14 protein-coding genes are annotated in these 17324 nt (G+C 60.8%); 13 read left to right on the top strand and 1 reads right to left on the bottom strand.

The features are described from left to right. The first annotated feature begins 2 nt into the window (after positions 1–2). The 12 genes from BLU63_RS23675 to BLU63_RS23620 all read left to right on the top strand — a co-directional run bounded on the left by BLU63_RS23675 (position 3) and on the right by BLU63_RS23620 (position 13938). The gene (locus BLU63_RS23675) at positions 3–1595 is read left to right on the top strand and encodes a GumC family protein (protein WP_010455625.1); all 1593 of its coding nucleotides are present in this window, start codon (positions 3–5) and stop codon (positions 1593–1595) included. Continuing rightward, positions 1592–2680 carry a glycosyltransferase family 4 protein gene (locus BLU63_RS23670; protein ID WP_083376386.1) on the top strand — a complete coding sequence of 363 codons (1089 nt, stop codon included), beginning with the start codon at positions 1592–1594 and terminating at the stop codon, positions 2678–2680. The genes BLU63_RS23675 and BLU63_RS23670 overlap by 4 nt, the downstream gene beginning before the upstream one ends. Beyond that, complete coding sequence (locus tag BLU63_RS23665) at positions 2677–4044, top strand: O-antigen ligase family protein (protein ID WP_083376385.1); 1368 nt, start codon at positions 2677–2679, stop codon at positions 4042–4044. The genes BLU63_RS23670 and BLU63_RS23665 overlap by 4 nt, the downstream gene beginning before the upstream one ends. Further along, complete coding sequence (locus BLU63_RS23660; RefSeq protein WP_077749053.1) at positions 4041–5009, top strand: glycosyltransferase family 2 protein; 969 nt, start codon at positions 4041–4043, stop codon at positions 5007–5009. The genes BLU63_RS23665 and BLU63_RS23660 overlap by 4 nt, the downstream gene beginning before the upstream one ends. Continuing rightward, positions 5002–6138, top strand: a complete 1137-nt coding sequence (locus tag BLU63_RS23655; RefSeq protein WP_010455633.1) for a glycosyltransferase — start codon at positions 5002–5004, stop codon at positions 6136–6138. The genes BLU63_RS23660 and BLU63_RS23655 overlap by 8 nt, the downstream gene beginning before the upstream one ends. A gap of 12 nt (positions 6139–6150) precedes the next feature. Then, positions 6151–7152, top strand: coding sequence for a polysaccharide deacetylase family protein (locus BLU63_RS23650; RefSeq protein ID WP_083376384.1), 1002 nt, complete (start codon positions 6151–6153; stop codon positions 7150–7152). Then, entirely contained in the window at positions 7149–8453 is a 1305-nt protein-coding gene (locus tag BLU63_RS23645) for a lipopolysaccharide biosynthesis protein (protein ID WP_077749050.1), read from the top strand. The genes BLU63_RS23650 and BLU63_RS23645 overlap by 4 nt, the downstream gene beginning before the upstream one ends. Continuing rightward, positions 8450–10369 (top strand): hypothetical protein, encoded by a 1920-nt coding sequence (locus BLU63_RS23640; RefSeq protein WP_083376383.1) that lies wholly within the window; start codon positions 8450–8452, stop codon positions 10367–10369. The genes BLU63_RS23645 and BLU63_RS23640 overlap by 4 nt, the downstream gene beginning before the upstream one ends. An 86-nt stretch (positions 10370–10455) precedes the next feature. After that, positions 10456–11145, top strand: coding sequence for a GNAT family N-acetyltransferase (locus BLU63_RS23635; protein ID WP_010455641.1), 690 nt, complete (start codon positions 10456–10458; stop codon positions 11143–11145). A 4-nt stretch (positions 11146–11149) separates the two neighbouring features. Further along, a complete protein-coding gene (locus BLU63_RS23630; protein WP_010455642.1) occupies positions 11150–12367 on the top strand; it encodes a GNAT family N-acetyltransferase in 1218 nt (405 codons plus the stop codon). Continuing rightward, positions 12339–13130, top strand: a complete 792-nt coding sequence (locus BLU63_RS23625; protein ID WP_083376382.1) for a ChbG/HpnK family deacetylase — start codon at positions 12339–12341, stop codon at positions 13128–13130. Before BLU63_RS23630 ends, BLU63_RS23625 begins: the two co-directional genes overlap by 29 nt. A gap of 115 nt (positions 13131–13245) precedes the next feature. After that, the gene (locus BLU63_RS23620; protein WP_083376381.1) at positions 13246–13938 is read left to right on the top strand and encodes a GNAT family N-acetyltransferase; all 693 of its coding nucleotides are present in this window, start codon (positions 13246–13248) and stop codon (positions 13936–13938) included. Positions 13939–15950: 2012 nt separating this feature from the next. Here BLU63_RS23620 and BLU63_RS23615 read toward each other — a convergent pair. After that, the gene (locus BLU63_RS23615; RefSeq protein WP_083376380.1) at positions 15951–16757 is read right to left on the bottom strand and encodes a class I SAM-dependent methyltransferase; all 807 of its coding nucleotides are present in this window, start codon (positions 16755–16757) and stop codon (positions 15951–15953) included. Between the two features lie 179 nt (positions 16758–16936). Between BLU63_RS23615 and BLU63_RS23610 the strand changes: the two genes are divergently transcribed. Next, positions 16937–17323 (top strand): hypothetical protein, encoded by a 387-nt coding sequence (locus tag BLU63_RS23610; RefSeq protein ID WP_083376379.1) that lies wholly within the window; start codon positions 16937–16939, stop codon positions 17321–17323. Position 17324: the final 1 nt, after the last annotated feature.

The following is a 17324-nucleotide window of genomic DNA, read 5'->3' as shown; positions in this document are numbered from 1 at the left end:
CCATGAATCCAAAGGAAAACTACCTGCACGAGTTCTTCAGGATCTTTTTCGCCAACAAGCAGTTGGTGAAACGAGTCTTCCTGGTCTTTGCAGTGATCGCGCTGGTCCTGCCGCTGATGCTCAAACAGAGCTTCGATATCACCGCCCAGGTGATCGTGCAGTCCAAAAAACTCTCACAGGGAGACGCCACAACCTCCCTCAACCAGGAGAACGCCTCGTTCATTCCACCGTCCCTGGCGGACATGGAAACCGAGAGCAATATCCTGCGCTCGCCGGCGTTGATCCGGCAGACCATCAGCGAGTTGCGCGACAAGGGTGAGTACACGCCTACCCCTGGCGTTTTCAACAAACTGGTGACCCAGCCGTTCAAGCAGTACGTGACCACGCCGCTGCGTGAATACGTGATCAACCCGATGAAAGCCACCCTGGGCCTGGAAACCGACCCGGTACGCGACACGGCGCTGGATGCCCTGACCCAACAGGCGATCGACAGTCTGAAAATCGAGACCCTGCCAGGCTCCAACGTGATCTCCATCATCTACAGCTTCGACAATCCAACCCAAGGCACCAATTTCGTTGCAGCCTTGCTGCAGAACTACCTGACGAGCCGTCAGGCACTGCAATCGATCGATTTGCCGCAGTCGTTCTACGAAACCAAGAAGAAGCAATACCAGGTGCGTCTCGATGGCCTGGAAGGCACTCGGCTGGGCTTGCTTGAAGCGGTCGGCTCGTCCGATCCGAAGGAAGAAATCACCTTCCGCCTCAATGCCATCAACACCGAGGAGCAGGCGCTCAACCTGTACCGCGATCGCCTGCTGCAAAGCCAACGCTGGCTCGACTACCTGAAAACCAGCCTGGCCGCAGCGAGCAACTCGAAACTCAACGACTACACCTTCCCCTACACCTTCACCACCACCGTGGACAATGTGGCGTTCGAGGATCGTGAGATCAAACAGATGGGTGAGGCCCTGACCACACAGGTCAGCCGCTATATGAACGACCTGGCGATCTTCCAGCCAAGCAGCGAACCTATGTTGCTGACCCGCGAGCAAATCGCCCGCACCCGTCAGCAGTTTCTGAAAGTGGTCAGCAACCGGATTCAGGAACGCAACACTGATCTTGCGATTGTCAGCTCGGTGATCGACCAGAAAACCAAGCGCATTGCCGAGTTCAAGGAGCGCATCCACCAGTTGCAGGAAACCCAGAGCAAGCTGCGGCAGATGGACACCGAGATCAACGCGTTGCACGCGGCGTTCTCGACCTATGCCCAACGCTTCGCCGAAAGCAGCAGCGCACGTTCGCTGGACAACGACCTGTCCAACGCACGGGTGCTCAGCCCGCCGTATGAGCCCACCGAAGCGGCGTTCCCGAAACCGATGCTGATCATTCCGTTCGGCTTGTTCACCGGTCTCTTGCTGGCGATTGCCCTGGTCTACGTGCGTGAGTTCTTCGATCACCGTTTCAAACACCCAGCGCAAATCACCCACGAACTGGGCTTGCCGGTGCTGTTGGTGATCAACGATCAGAACGTGGAACCCACCAATCCGCACAGCAACTGGTCCTTACCGCGCCTCGTGCATTGGGTGCGCAATTGAACGCGCCGCTCATCCCTTCCCTGCCGATCATTCATTTGCTCAGCAGCGGCGGCTTCTACGGGGCTGAGCGGATGCTGCTGGACCATTGCCTGGCGACGCCGGGGCAGCACCAAGTGCTGTTTCTCGATGCGCCGCCAGACTTGATCGCGCGGTTTCGTCAGGCGGGGGTCGACTGCCGGGGTTGCGCGGGGTTGGGGGAATTACTGGCGCATTTGCGCCAGCGCAGGGCGGAACGGCCGTTGATCAATACGCACAACTTCAAGGGCCTGTTGTTTGGCTGGGTGGGCGCAACGTTATTGCGCCTGCCGCTGGTGATTACCCAGCACGGTTTCACACCGCGCAGCCGCAAGCAGAAGTTCTACACCTGGCTGAGCCTGCAACTGTGCCGCACCGCGTCGGTGAATCGCGTGGTCTGCGTTGCCGAAAGCATCGCCGTGCTGTGCCGTCAGGCCAGCGTCCGGGCGGAAAAGCTGCAGGTGATTCCCAATGGTCTGCCGGCGACTGACGGACTGTTGCCGCGTCACGCGAAACGCCAGCGTTGGCTGGCCGGTTACGTCGGGCGGCTGAGCAGTGAAAAGGGCCCGGACTTTTTTCTCGATGCGCTGATTCCACTCTGCCGGCAACACCCGCAACTGGACGCCGTGATGCTCGGCGACGGCCCGGAACGGGAGACGCTGCTGGCGCGTATCAACGAAGCGGGTTTACAGGACCGCATCACCCTGCCGGGTTACCAGACCGACATGAGTGTGTGGTGGCGACAACTCGATGCGCTGGTGATCAGCTCGCGCACCGAAGGCACGCCGATGATTCTGCTCGAAGCGATGCAAGCCGGTGTGCCGGTGGTGGCGTTCGGCGTCGGCGGGATCCCCGATGTGCTGCAAGACCGGCACAACGGCCTGCTGGCGACACCCGCCGACAGCGCCGCCCTCGCCCGCCAGATCGGCTCGTTGCTGACTGAACCGGCCATGGCCCGCGACCTGATCGACAACGCAAAACGTACGCAATTGGACCGTTACGACCTCAAGGCCCTGGCCGAACGCTGGTCGCAACTTTATCTCCGTACTGCACGGGAGGCACGCGCGTGATCTTTCCGCTCTCGATCGTCAGTTTGTTTGGCCTGGTCTGCCTCGCTTTGCTGGCCAGCCCTTATCCGTATCTGGCGCCGGGAGCGGTGCTGGGCCTGGTCGGTGTCGCGCTCCTTTACCGAAAACCCACCTGGGGTTTGCTCGGGATCGCGGCGCTGGTGCCGTTCGAAGGTTTCTTCAAGGACAGTTCGCTGTCGGGCACCAAGTTCCTCGGCGCGTCACTGGCCGTGATCCTGATGCTGCAACTGGCCATCCACCAGATACCCTCCGAACGCCTGCGCAGCAACATCTGGCGCTACCTGATCTGGTTCATGGTCTTGTACCTGCTGAGCGTGATCAACACCGACAACATGGGCATGTCCATGGGGCACCTGCGAGAACTGAGTGTCGGCCTGGTGCTGTTTGTGATCACCCTGCTGATCGGCCGCGAGCTGAACATGGACCTGTTCGCCAAGATGGTCACCCTCAGTGTCACGGCGACCTGCGTGTTGGCGATGTTCTCCAGCAAATACCAAGACCAGGGGCGCGCCGCCGGCCTGCTGGAAGACCCGAACGCCTTTGCCATGCTGATCGCCTTCGCCGTGCCGCTTGCCTTGCTGCTGGTGGTGCGCAGCCCGCACTTTCTGCATCGAATTTTCTGGGTCGCTTGCTGCATTTTGCTGCTGGGCGGCATGACCAAGACTGAATCCCGTTCGGGGCTGGTGGTGCTGTTCCTCAGCCTGATGATCGGCGTCTGGCATTACCGCGCCGAGCTTAAACGCATCCGTCCTCGGCACCTGGGGTTTGCCATGCTGGGCCTGGTGATCGTGATTCCGCTGGCCATTTATGCGATGCCCAAGGGTTACATCGAGCGCATTCAGTCCTTGAGCATCTTGAGCGCCGGCGCCAAGAGCCAGGACCAATCCCTCGGCCGTCGCGCCTCGTACATTGTGGTCGGCAGCGAGATGATCCGCGAGAACCCGTTGCTGGGCACCGGCCCCGGGACGTTCCCGCTGCACTACGCCACCACCGGTTATGCCAAGGCGTTTTCGGCCAACCGCAAAATCGGCGACCTCTACCGTCGCGCCCACAACACCTACCTGGAAATCTTCAGTGAGCTGGGGATTCCCGCCGGCCTGTTGTTCGTCGGCATGCTCGGCCTCGGTTTGTACAACCTGGTCCGCGCCCGTCGTGCATGGATGCAGCGACGCAACCGCGAACAGGCGGATTTGCTGACGCACCTGAGCATGAGTTTCCTGTCGTTGACGCTGTTTTTGATGTTCCTCAGCGCACCCAATCAGAAGTACGTGTGGATCATGCTCGCCCTGACCAGCGTGCTGCGTTTGAAAGCCGAAGAAAGCCCACTCGCGGAGGCCAAGGCATGAGCCGCATCAGTATTGTTATTCCGATGTACAACGAATCTCGCCACATCGCTCGGACCTTGTTGGCTGCGCAACGCGCTGCCATCGCCGCCGGTCTGGAATGCGAGCTGATCGTGGTCGATAACGGTTCCGACGATCAGGGCCCGCAGATAGCCCGGCAATTCGGCGCTCAGGTGCTGGTGCTGCCGGGCGTGCTCATCGGCGCCTTGCGCAATCGCGGTGCGGCCATCGCCACCGGCGATTGGCTGGCTTTCATCGATGCCGACGTCGAGATGCCCGAGGACTGGCTCACTCTGTTGTTGAAAATCGAGCCCGCGGTTCAGGTCGACGTCCTCGGGCTGGACTTGCACACCCCGGCCGAAGCCCCCTGGTATGCCAATGCCTGGCAACGTCGCACCTTGCGTCCGAACAACGAGACGGTGCAGACGGTGCGCTGGCTGCCCAGTTCCAACCTGTTGATGCGCCGCCCCTGGTTCGACAAGGTCGGCGGCTTCAACGAAACCCTGCGCACCGGCGAAGACAAGGATTTCACCATGCGCCTTTCCCACGCGGGGGCTCGCCTGCTGTCGGTCAATCAGACCGTCGCCCTGCATTGGGGTTATGAGGGCAGCTGGCGTGAATGGATGGGCAAGGAATTCTGGCGTCAGGGCAGCCATCTGCAGTTACTGCGCCGCCATGGGCTGAGCATGCGTCTGCTGCGCTTCCCGCTGGTGTCGCTCGCCGCCTGGATGTTGGATTTCCTGGCAATCTCCGCCCTGCTCGATGGCTTCCCCCACCATGCGGCGCTCATGGTGTTCCTGACCAGCCTACCGGCGCTGGCCTTGAGCATGCGCCAGACCTTCAAACACCGTGATCTGCTATTGACCCTGCAACTCTGGGGCCTGCATTGGTTGCGTCTGCACCTGGCCGGTGCCGCGTTTGTTCTCAGTTTTTGTCATTGGAAAGCCAGGAGGCCTGCCCGTGGCTGAATTCATTTTCTGGTTGTGCCTGTTGCTGCCGGTTTACGCCTATCTCGGTTACCCCTTGCTGTTGACGCTGCTGGCGCCATTGTTTGCGGCGCGGCGTAACGCAATCGCGGAACCGATGAACATCAGCATCGTGATTGCCGCGCACAACGAAGCGCGGCACATCGAACACAAGTTGCGCACGTTGCTCGCTCAGGATTATGAGCCGGCCTCGCTGCAGATCATTCTGGCCAGCGACGGTTCGACCGATGACACCGTGGCCTGTGCGCGCAAGGTGATCGACCCGCGCATCACCATCCTCGACCTGCCTCGCCAGGGCAAGGCCGCGACCCTGAATGCCGGCGTGGCGTTGAGCACCGGGGATATTCTGGTATTCACCGATGCCGACAACCAATGGTCCCGCGACACCCTCGGTCACCTGCTGGCGCCGCTGTGCGATCCCCAGGTTGGCGCGTGCGCCGGGCACATGGTGATCCCGGTCACGGGCGGTGGCCTGAGTATCGGCGACAGTCTCTATCGGCATTACGAAGGCTGGCTGCGCAGGGTGGAAAACCGCACCGGCTGCATGGTCTCCGCCGACGGCGCCCTGCTTGCCCTGCGCCGCGAGTTGTTCCAGGAGGTGCCGGCCGAGGTCAACGATGACTTCTTCATCAGCACCTGCGCGCCGGTGGCGTTCAAGCGCATTGTCTATGTGCCCGAAGCGCAAGTAATCGACCAAGGCGTCGATGAAGCAGACAAACAATTCCGCCGCCGTCAGCGCGTCACCGTCGGGGGCTTGCAAAGCCTGGCCCAACGTAGCGAGCTGCTCAATCCGCTGAAACATGGCCTGTATTCGATTGCCTTGATCAGCCACAAGTTGATCCGCCGTCTGGCACCGATTCTGTTGCTGCCGCTGTTGCTGAGCAATTTCTGGCTGTGGGAAGAACACGGTTTCTATCGCCTGAGCCTGATCGCGCAACTGCTCGGTTACGCCGTGGCCATCGCCGGCCTGCTGGATTCGCAACACCGGCTGCCCAAACCTTTCCGCCTCGCCGCGTTCCTGCTAGTGACCCTGGCCGGGATGAGTATCGGTCTGTGGCAGTTCCTGCGGGGGCAGCGGTACGCCCAGTGGAACCCTGAGCAAAACCGTTGAAAGGACTGAGCCATGGCGATCAAACAACTATTAAAACGTACCAGTGGCTGGCTTTATCTCAACTCGCCGGTGGGCCGCAATCAACTGCAAGGCGCCGGTGTGATCCTGATGCTGCACCGGGTGCTGGCCAGCGACCACGCCGCCGAACTGCCCCATCGCAATGAGCTCTGTGTCGGGCCGAAAGCCTTCGAACACTTGCTGGTGTGGCTGAAAAAACACTTCGACTGCGTGTCGTTGATGGATATTTTGCAACCCGGCACGGTGAGATCGGATCGCCCGAAAATCACCCTGACCTTCGACGATGGTTGGCGCGACAACGCCCTGAACGCCTTCCCGTTGCTGCAAAAATACCAGGTGCCTGCGAGCATTTTTCTCTCCACCGATTTCATCGGCAGCCGCCAGCGGTTCTGGTGGGAGAGCATCGGCGAAACCCTCTGGGGCAGCCACGGTGAACGGGCGCGGATGCAATTGATCGATTGCCTGCGACAAGTCGGTCGGCCGTTGCCGGTAGCCTTCGATGAACTGGATGTGGAACGTCGCAGCCTGGCCTTGCTGCATTTTCTGCACAGCCTGAAAACCCTCAGCCCTGCTGACTTGAATCGCCTGACCGACGAGTGCCCGGACGAGTCATTGCCCCAGGCGCTGGACTGGCAGCAGGTGCGCATGCTGGAAGGCTCGGGGCTGGTGCGGTTCGGTCCCCACGGCGCCAGCCATGCGATTCTCACCGGCCTCGATGATCAGCGTTTGCATGAAGAACTCAGCCGCAGCCGCGACGCCTTGCACAATGGCTGCAACCGTCCGCTGCCGGTCTACTGCTACCCCAACGGCGACAACGATGCGCGGGTACGCGAACACGTTGCCGATCACGATTACCCGTTCGCCCTGGGCACCGGCACCGGGATCTATCGGGGCACCGATGACCCCTTGAACCTGCCCCGTTTCGGCGTCAGCCAACGGGTGGCGCGCAATCCGCAGCTGCTGTCCTGGCGCCTGTTCCGTGGGGCCCGCACATGAGCCGCAGCCATTACCTCAAGCATCTGGCCCTGAGCATGGGCACCAAACTGGCGATGATCGGTTTGCGGCTGATGCGCAACGTGTTGCTCGCAAGGATCCTCGGGCCGAGCGAACGGGGTTTGTTTGCCCTGCTCAGCACCTTGCCCGACCTGATCAGCGCCGCCACCAGCGGCGGGCTGAATTCGGCGGTGGGTTTTCAGGCGGCCAAGCAACGCCCCATGGGGTTGCTGCTGAGTCAGGTGCTGGTGTTCGGTTGCTTGCTGGCGGGTCTTTTGACTTTGCTGGTGGTCGCCCTGGTGCGTGAGTTCGGCAGTGAACTCGACATCACCACGCAACTGGGCCTGCTCGCCTGGCTGTTGTTGCTGGCGGTGCCGCTGACCGTACTCAAGAGCGGACTGCTGACCTTGCACAACGCCTCTGGCGGCGTGGTGGCCTTCAACGCGTTGCGCCTGGTGGAATCCCTGGCGCCGCTGCTGTTGTTCCTCGCCTTGTTCTGGATGTGGAAAGACGCCGCGCTGGAAGCAGCCCTGATCAGTTGGCTGGCAGGCATCAGCCTGGTGGTACTGGCGGGCTGGTTCTGGCTCAAACGCGCTCAGCCCCTGAAATTGCAATGGGACCGCGCCAGCCAGAACGAGCTGCTGCGCTACAGCGCTCGCAGCCATCCCGACCTGCTGTTCCAGCAAGTGATCCTACGCTCCGATTACCTGTTCATCGGCGCCCTGCTCGGCAGCACCGCGCTCGGTCATTACGCCATGGCCAGCGCCGCCGCCGAGTTGCTGCTGATTGTCCCGGAAGCCGTGACCACGCCGTTGATGAAACGCCTGCTGCAACAGGAAGAAGGCATCGACAAAGTGACGCCGCTGGCCCTGCGCCTGACCGCCACGGTGATGCTCGGCGCCTGCGTGACCATGGCGGTGATCGGCGAATGGCTCATCGTGACGCTATTCGGCGCGGCCTATCAGCCGGCGTATCCGGCCTTGCTGGCACTGCTGCCGGGCCTGTTGGGCCTGTGCTACGCGAGCATCCTGCGCCTGGACTTGCTGGGCAAAAACCGTCCCGGCACGATTTCGCTGTTGATGGGGCTGGGCGCCTTGCTGAACCTGGCGCTGAACCTGGTGTTGATTCCGGCCTACGGGATCGTCGGCGCGGCGGCGGCCTCGTCCATCGCCTACCTCGCGGTCACCCTCGCGCTGCTGGTGATGTACTGCCGGTTGAGCGGCGTGCCGGTCTGGCAAACCCTGATCATCCTGCCCAGCGATGTAACGCCGATGCTGCACATGCTGCAACGGAAGTCGGCATGAAACGCCTGGTCCTGCTGTTTAGCCTTGGCCTCGCGCTGAGCGCCCAGGCGGCGCCCATGCGTTGGGCCGATATTCGCGACGGCAGCCTGTACCTGCAACCGGATCGTCCCGACACGCTGACCATTCGCTGGGCGCCGGCGTGGCAGGCGGATGCCAACGAAGAACGCCTGTACCTGCTCGACGGCCAGGGCAAACTCCAGGGCGAGCGCCTGATCGCCGCCAGCGAATCGCGCGGCAGTCAGAGCTGGCCGTTGACCCCGAGTGCCTCCAGCTATCAACTGGAAATTCCGGGCTACAGCTTCCGTCGCTACCGGGTTGAACACGACGAACACACGGTGGCGTTGTTCGCCCCGGCCAAGGTGCATTTCAGCGCCGAAACCCACAACGGCGATGAGCTGTACTTCAAGGTAGCGCCGGGTGAGCGCGCAGTGCTGGCCGGCAAGTTCCACGGCGGTGTCAGCGCCTTGCAAGCGCAGCGCGTGGGCGACGGCAAACAAGTGGCGCTGACGCTGAAACCGTATCGGGGTTATTGGCAGTTCGACAAGGTCGAGTTGCCCGTCGCCACAGAAGCACAGGTCTGGCGCTTGCGCCTGCAAGGCAGCGGCAAGGTGGCGTTCTGGCTAGATGGCACCGCCAACCTCTTCGCCCAGAATCCGCAGCAACTCAAGCCCCTGCGCGAGGACGATGGCCAGGTCCGGCTGACATTGCACAATAAAATGCTGGGGCCGACCCCGAACCTGGGCATCGCCCTGCCCTACGTCAAGGTGCCGGAATCGAGTTATGCAGTGCTCGATGCACTCAAGCCACAGGCGGGCACTTACTACAGTTTCGTCGACATCACGGCGAAGAATCCGCACTACGAAGATGAATTCCGTCGGCTGTATCAGGACCGCTTCGGCATCACCCAGGACATCACCTTGTTGGCCGGGAGCCAGCGCCAGGCTGACTTGCGCGCCGACACCCTGAGCAACGCCGGGCTCGACGCCTGGCTCGCGTCGACCCGGGCCCTGGGTGGCAAAGGCACGCACTACATCGGTTTTGCCGACGAGCCGAACCTCAATTACCCGGACTACGCCAACTACCAAAGCATCTTCAACAGCATGGCCCGGCAAGTGCGCAGCAATCCCGCCAATGCCAAGGCCGGCGTGCGCATCGCCATGCCCGCCAGTTCGCGGCTGGTCAACGGCCCGTTTGCTGACAACGCCGCCGACAAACGCGGCATCGATTGGGCCAAACGCTTGCTGGCCGAATCCGGCGACAACATCGATGCCCTGGCCTGGCACGAATGGATGATTCGCGACCTGCTGGCAACACGGGTCTACCGTGACAGCGTGCGCCGCGCCGCCGACCTGGTCGGCCTCGACGCCCAGGGCCGGCCGCGCAAAGCCTTGCTGCTGGACCAGACCAACATGTCCAGCGGGTCCAGCCTCAGTCCTTACGATCAGGAAACCCACTTCGCGTCGTTGTGGTGGACGTCGGTCGTCATCAACTCGTCTCAGGATGGCTTGCTGGAAATGCTGAGCTGGTTCCAGGCTGCCGACGAACCGAACTACCCCAAAGGCATGTTGCGTGTCCTCGGCGACGATCGCTTCGAGCTCAAGCCTGTGGGTCTGGCTCAGCAGTTCATCCGCCAGCATTGGCTGCACGACGTGATGCTCCTCGATAACGACGCCTTCGAGGTCGACGTGCTGGCCATGGCCGAGGACAAGAAGCGCAACCTTCTGGGCGTCAATAAAGCCACGCGCTTGCAGCGTGTGGCCCTGACTGGAGTCCAGTGTCCGCTGGCCAACGGTTCATTAAGCTACTTCGGTGCCGACAACCGCGCCCGCGACGCACCCTTCAATTGCCAGGACGGTCGCGTCAGCTTCGAGCTGCCAGGACGGACCCTGTTCAATCTCAGCTGGAGCGCCTCATGAATTGCCAAGTATTGAATAGCGAAATCGGCCATTGGCCGCACCTCGCATCACTCCACTCGCGGCCGAGACCGTCAGGAGTCAATAACATGAGCGTTTTGCAGAAACTCAGCCAACACATCAGACAAAAGGGTTGGCGTGCCACCCTCAATAAAATCTGGAAGCACTACGTGTTTTCCCACGAGGAACTGTTGTGGATGGAGCGCGATCTGGTCACTCCGGTGCCGCCTTACAAACTCAGGCCCTACCCGCCGCTGCAGGTAGTGCGCATCACCCCGGAAAACGCCGTGGCGTTCACCCGTTACTTCGGTGACCGCGTGGAGACCATGGCCGAACTGGCCCGTGAAGGCTACACCGGGCATATGCACCTGGACGACAAGGGTGATGCGGTGGCCTTCATCTGGGGCGCGGCGCGCAACTATCACGACAAGCACTACTACGGCTGCTGGTTTCCGGTGAAAGAAGGCGAGTTCTTCGAATTCGGCGGCGAGCTGACCCGCGCGTACTGGGGCACCGCGCTGTCGATGGACGTGCAGACGCAATTGTGGAAAGCCATGCTGGACCAGGGTTGCCACACAGTGGTGGATGTCTGTGAGTCCCACAATGTCCCTGCCCTCAAGCTGCACATACGCACCGGCTACAAGGAACAAGGGCGGATCATGAACGTCTACGAGCTGTTTGGTCGCTGGCGCTTCTACCGCGAAACCCATTACAGCGGCTCACGCCTGGATGCCTTGCGCAAACCGGCACGTGAACCCGCCACAGCAGCGGTGAGCTGACCCTATGGCAGCACGATTCGAATGGCGCACTTCGTTGTGCGCCGCTGATTTCCCGGAAACGGCTTATGAAGCGTTGCGTCTGCGAGTGACGGACCACACACCGTTCAACACACTGGCCTGGATGCGTGCATCCGAACAGGCCCTGACCACCGGGCAACGTTTGCATGTGTTGCTTGGCTGGCAGGGTCATGAGCTGGTCTTGTGTTTGCCGTTAGTGGCCTCCGTCGAGCGTTTCGCCAGGCTGCCGTTTCGCGTGCTGCATCACCTTGGCTACCCACTCGCCGACCGCCTCGCGCTCCTTGCAAAAACGGACTCGGAGAATATCCGCAAGGCACTGATCGAGATCCGCCGACAACTTCCCCACGCCCTGCTGCAACTCAACGAGTTGTCGGAACCGGTCGGCGAAGAAAGCGTGCTGACCGAGTGGATGGCGCACAGCTCGACCGGTGAACGGCGCCTTAGCTGTCGGGTGCCGGTGCACGTGATCAGCGACGCGGACCACCAGGAAGTTTCGGGTGACCCCCGCTATAAACTGCGCCGCGCACGCAAACGCATCGCAGCCTGTGGTGCCCAGGTTCGACGGATCACCCCCGATGCGTCGACCATGGGCCCGTTGTTGCAGGCCATCAGTGAAGTCGAAGCGGTCAGTTGGAAAGGCGATGAAGGCGTCGGGATTTTCGCCGACGAACGTCACCGACAATGGATGGACCGAGCCTTCACCGCCCTCGCCGAACAGGGGCTGGTGCGGGTCGTGGTGCTGGAGCTGGACGGGCGCTGCATCAGCTACCGCCTCGGGTTGCTGGAACAAGGCCGGTTGTACGATTACAACCTGGCGTTCCTGCCGCAATACGCCGATCTGGGCAGCGGTCGGGTGCTGCTCGACGAGTGGATTCGCTGGGGGCTGGACGAGCACTGGCGCTGGATCGATGCCTCGCGGGTGAGCCTGGAAAATTCCAGCCATCAACTGCACGAACGCATGACCGGGCAACTCGAACACTGGCGCTGGAGTTTCTATTCCTGGCGCCCCAGCGGTCTGGCGCTGGGCCTGGCCCTGAGACTCTGGCAGCGGCTCAAACCCTTGTTGCAGAAATGGCAAGCCAAACGGGCAGCAGCGACCGTTGCCACTGCACCGGCGCCCGTTGCCGCAGTGGTCAAAGCAACGAAGCCAACCGACACAAACAGGGAGGGCGACCATGCCTCGCCAAGTCATAGTCAACGCTGACGATTTCGGTCTCAGCCCGTGCGAAAACGCGGTAATCCTGGGCGCCTTCCAGGCGGGGGTGATCAGCTCCGCCACGGCCATGGCCAATATGCCGGCCTTCGAAGCGGCGTGCGTCATGGCCCAGCATCCGTTGCTCAAGGACCGGATCGGCCTGCATTTCAACCTCACGTATGGGCGTCCGTTGAGTCAGTCGATTCTGGGTCGAAGGAACTTCTGTGACAGCCATGGGGTGTTCGATCTCAACCTGTCCCGCCATCGCCTCTGGCTCAGCCGGGGGGACCGCGACGCAGTGCTGGAGGAGCTCAACGCCCAATGGCAACGCTGCGTGGACAACGGTGTACGGCCCAGCCACATCGATTCCCATCAACACGTTCACAACATCTGGCCCATTGGTGAGATCGTCGCCCGCTTCGCCGCGAGCCAAGGGGTGCCCGTGCGCCTTGCGCGCAATCTGGGGCAAAACCTGAGCTTGCCCAAGCGCGTGTTCAAGACCTTGCTGAATAATCGTCTGCAAAGTCTGGCGGGTGTGACCGCGGATTATGTGTGCACACCGGTGGACCTGCGCAATGAAGCCATGCCGACCGATGGTGTGCTGGAAATCGTGGCTCATCCGACTCAGCTTGGCGCTGATTTCGGTGATGCCTATTTGCAGCCAGAAGAGTCTCTAACCCTTGTTCTAGAGCGGCGTCTTCACGGTGTGCCGCGGGCTTCCTATGGTGTTTTGAACAGCCATTTGGTGACCGGTGAAGCCGCGCTCGAATGAGTTACATACGTTGCAACACATTCAAAGCTGGCGCTTTGATATGAACTTTCAAGCTTGACCTATACCCATCAAAAGCGTTTCCACCCACACCCTGGCTTAGGCTAAGGAGAGCGTCATGAGCATCATCGAAAAGCTTCGCGAACGCATAAAACAAAAGGGCCTGAGCCGCACGTTCAAAACGCTGTGGAAACGCTACGTGTTCTTCCATTGGGAGCTTTTATGGATGGAACGGGACCTGATCAGCCCGGTACCGCCGCACAAACTGCGTCCCTATTCGGGACTGCGCATGGTGACCATCACCCCCGAAAACGCCAGCGCCTTCGGCAAGCATTTTGGTGACCGCGTCGGGACCATGGCCGAACTCGCCACCGAGGGTCACACCGGGCACATGTATCTGGACGAAGAAGGCCACGCTGTTGCGTTCATCTGGGGCAGCGTCCGCGACTACCACGACCGTCACTATTACGGCTGCTGGTTCCCGGTCAAACCTGGTGAGTTCTTCGAGTTCGGCGGCGAAATGGCCCGCCCCTACTTCGGCACCAGCCTGTCGGTGGATGCTCAGGTAGACCTCTGGGCGGCAATGGCAGCCCAAGGCTGCAACAAGGTGGTGGACGTCTGCGAAACCCACAACATCCCTGCCCTGAAGCTGCACATCCGCATGGGCTACCACGAACAGGGTCGCGTTACCCACGTCTACGGCCTGTTCGGACTCTGGCGCTTCTACCGCGAAACCCGCTACACCGGCTCACGGCTTGATCCGCTGCGCAAACCGGGACGGCCAGTGGTAACAGGGGCGGCTAGCGCCTGATATCCGATAGACAGACCGAGTTGCGGCCATCGCGAGCAGGCTCGCTCCCACAGTAGATCCTCAGCGCACGCAGATTTTGTGTTCGACGACGATCCAATGCAGGAGTGAGCCTGCTCGCGATGGCGGCGGCACATTCAGTATTGATGTGACTGACAGAGAGCTATCGCGAGCAGGCTCGCTCCTACAAAGGATCTTTAGCGCACGCAGACTTTGTGTTCGACGACGATCCAATGCAGGAGTGAGCCTGCTCGCGATGGCGGTGGCACATTCGGCATTGATGTAACTGACAGATAGCTATCGCGAGCAGGCTCGCTCCCACAGTGGATCTCCAGCGCACGCAGATTTTGTGTTCGACGACGATCCAATGCACGAGCGAGCCTGCTCGCGATGGCGGCGGCACATTCGGCATTGATGTGACTGACAGAGAGCTATCGCGAGCAGGCTTGCTCCCACAGTGGATCTCCAGCGCACGCAGATTTTGTGTCCGACGACGATCCAATGCAGGAGCGAGCCTGCTCGCGATGGCGGCGGCACATGCGGCATTGATGTGACTGACAGAGAGCTATCGCGAGCAGGCTCGCTCCTACAGTGGATCTTCAGCGCATGCAGATTTTGTGTTCGACGACGATCCAATGTAGGAGTGAGCCTGCTCGCGATAGCGGCGGCACATTCGGTATTGATGTGACTGACAGAGAGCTATCGCGAGCAGGCTCGCTCCTACAGTGGATTTTCAGCGCATGCGTATTTCGTGTTCGACGACGATCCAATGTAGGAGTGAGCCTGCTCGCGATGACGGCGGCACATTCGGCATTGATGTGACTGACAGAGAGCTATCGCGAGCAGGCTCGCTCTCACAGTGGATCTCCAGCGCACGCAGATTTTGTGTCCGACGACGATCCAATGCAGGAGTGAGCCTGCTCGCGATGGCGGTGGCACATTCGGTATTGAGGTGACTGACAGAGAGCTATCGCGAGCAGGCTCACTCCCACAGTGGATCTCCAGCGCACGAAGATTTTGTGTTCGACGACGATCCAATGTAGGAGTGAGCCTGCTCGCGATGGCGGCAGCACATTCGGCATTGATGTGACTGACAGAGAGCTATCGCGAGCAGGCTCGCTCTCACAGTGGATCTCCAGCGCACGCAGATTTTGTGTCCGACGACGATCCAATGCAGGAGTGAGCCTGCTCGCGATGGCGGCGGCACATTCGGTATTGAGGTGACTGACAGAGAGCTATCGCGAGCAGGCTCGCTCCTACAGTAGATCCTCAGCGCACGCAGATTTTGTGTTCGACGACGATCCAATGCAGGAGCGAGCCTGCTCGCGATGGCGGCGGCACATTCAGTATTGATGTGACTGACAGAGAGCTATCGCGAGCAGGCTCGCTCCTACAGTGGATCTGCGGTGCACACGGGCTTTGTGTACGGAGGGATTCAAATGTGGGAGCGAGCCTGCTCGCGATGACGGCGGCACATTCAGTATTGATGTGACTGACAGAGAGCTATCGCGAGCAGGCTCGCTCCCACAGTAGATCCTCAGCGCACGCAGATTTTGTGTCCGACGACGATCCAATGCAGGAGTGAGCCTGCTCGCAATGGCGGCGGCACATTCGGCATTGATGTGACTGATAGAGAGCTATCGCGAGCAGGCTCACTCCCACAGTGGATCTCCAGCGCACGAAGATTTTGTGTCCGACGACGATCCAATGCAGGAGTGAGCCTGCTCGCGATGACGGCAGCACATTCGGCATTGAGGTGACTGACAGAGAGCTATCGCGAGCAGGCTCGCTCCCACAGTGGATCTCCAGCGCATGCGTATTTCGTGTTCGACAACGATCCAATGTAGGAGTGAGCCTGCTCGCGATGGCGGTGGCACATTCAGTATTGATGTGACTGACAGAGAGCTATCGCGAGCAGGCTCGCTCCTACAGTAGATCTCCAGCGCACGCAGATTTTGTGTTCGACGACGATCCAATGTGGGAGCGAGCCTGCTCGCGATGGGCGCGACTCGGTCTCAGCGCTTCACCCCCACCCACGTAAAACACAACGGCAACTGCGCCGTCTGCCGCTCATACCGGTCATAGAGTTCCTCGCGGTTGGAATGCGGGTACTCCTTGAAATGGCTGATCTGCAGTCCCGCCTCGATGGCGCCGGTGAAGATGGCGCCCAGGGTGTGGACGAACCAGTAGGACGACGCGGTGTGCTGGTCGACTTTGCCTTCGTAGACGATCGGCTGGTCCTGCACGAACGGCTCGCTGCGAAAGTACGAGCTGTCCAGACGATAGGGATCGGCGGCCTCGGGGTCGACCATTTCCAGGAAGGGGTGGGTTTCGTACACCACCAACGCACCGCCGGGCTTGAGGGTCTGCGCGACATGGTGGAAGAATTCGCCGATGTCGGGCATCCAGTTCAAGACGCCGATGGTGATCAGCGCCACGTCGAAGCGGTCATGCAATTCAGCCGGCAGGTGATGGATGTCGGCCTCGATGAATTCGGGCTCATGGGGTGAGAGTCCAGCCAGTTCCCGCGCCTGATCGAGAAACGCGTCGGACTGGTCGACGCCCACCACGCTGCGAGCCCCCAGCGCAAACAGCGAAAGACTTTCCCGCCCGTTGTTGCAGCCCAGTTGCACCACGTCCTTGCCATCGACGCCGACCTGCTCCAGTACACCGCGAAGTGTGTCATCGATGCAGCAAAAATCGCGATGACTGACCACCTTCACCAGAGCCTGCCAATCGGGCGCGTCCTTGTGGTGTCGGGCGGAGTCGTTCCAGGCGTCGCGGTTGCTGGCGATGGCATTTTTTTTGGTCGGCATTTCCATTGCACACTCCAGAATCCGGGTCATTGTTGACCGGCACGAGTCTAGATCAGGGTGCTGAAAAACCCCATTGGGCGTTTGTTGGAATGTTGTAATCCGGGCGCCGCGAACGCGTGCCCGTAGGGCAGCTATAGTTAATGGCCTTGGGGAAGTGCGGGAAAACCGATTTCGCAGGTGTTGCCATGAAAAAAACTGATCTGACGCTGTTGTTCGCCCTCAGCCTGACCGCCCTCACCGGCGCCCAGGCGGACGATACCCTGACACCCACCACTGACTACAGCAGTGAGTTCAACTATTACGGGGCCGACCAGCCCTTCGCCCACCCGGTGCCGCCCTCCCTGAGCACCGTGCCGCCTCGGTCATACATCCCGACCGCACCTCAGGATTTCATCCCGATTGCCAGCCAGCATGAGTTCCACGACTCAATATTACCGACCGTCGCGGATGCCTCAGTCCGGGTATTCATCCGCTCCTACGATCCGGTACGTGGCGTCTACGTCAACCAGGAAGTCCTCGACCCCACATGCGTGCTCGAATGCCTCATCCGTCAGGGGGCTACATTGCAATAAA

Source organism: Pseudomonas mandelii, assembly GCF_900106065.1.
Taxonomy (GTDB): domain Bacteria; phylum Pseudomonadota; class Gammaproteobacteria; order Pseudomonadales; family Pseudomonadaceae; genus Aquipseudomonas; species Aquipseudomonas mandelii.
This window is presented reverse-complemented; position numbering and strand designations above follow the sequence as displayed.